General features: G+C 61.5%; 1 protein-coding gene. It reads right to left on the bottom strand.

Features of this window, described 5'->3' with window-relative positions; translation table 11 throughout:
- On the bottom strand, window positions 1-611 hold a 611-nt coding region (locus IVA87_RS31080; protein WP_247336785.1), incomplete at its 3' end, for a transposase.
- Window positions 612-781: the final 170 nt, after the last annotated feature.

Below are 781 nucleotides of genomic sequence, written 5' to 3'. Positions count from 1 at the left end.
GCATGAGCGTAGCGGCCCGCCATCATTGCCGCGCTTTTGGCCACGCGAACATAGGATTGCCGGAGCCTGACCCCGTGCTTCCTCGCCAGGCGGTTCAACCCGCGGATCGCTGCATGCAGCAGCTTGGCGTCGGTCGGAAAGCTGATGGCCTTCGGTTGGACGGTCGTGTCGACCGTGACCCGCTTGAGGTCCTGGCTGCGCAACGCACCGCTCGCGTGCGCCACCCGAAGGCTCTCGGCCAACAACCGCTCCAGCCTGTCGCCGAGCCGCTTGCGCCAATGGCTCAGGTCTGAGCGCTCATGCGGGAAAACGTGCTGGAAAAACTCTTCGCCGGTGAAGAACTGGAAGTACGGATCGTGGACCCAGCGCTCGCACACCCCCTCATCGGACAGGCCGTAGATGTGCTTGAGCAGCAGCAATCCGATCATGAAGCGGGTCGCGATACCCGGCCTGCCGTTGTCGCTGTAGAGCGGCGCGATCTCGCCGTCGATCCAGTCCCAATCGACCCTGCCGGCGAGCAGAACCAGCTCGTGTCGCATGTTGATGATCTGGTCCAGCCGGGACCGGAACAGATCGTTCGAGCCTGTCGTCCTGTGCTTCTTTGGTCGCATCGGTCCCTCCGATGCAGCACAGAATCACGGTTCGCAGCGGCAGGGAAATCCAAAATCGAAATTGCAGGGTTTTGGGCTGTGAAGCCTCAATCCCCCTGCAATCTCAAATGCCGCCGCAACCGGAAAACAGACTCCCAATCAAGTGCTTGGAGGCTTGTTCACGGACAACT

The organism is Bradyrhizobium sp. 147, from assembly GCF_023073935.1.
Taxonomy (GTDB): Bacteria; Pseudomonadota; Alphaproteobacteria; order Rhizobiales; family Xanthobacteraceae; genus Bradyrhizobium.
The sequence above is the reverse complement of the archived record's forward strand: the minus strand, read 5'-3'. Positions and strand labels throughout refer to the sequence as shown.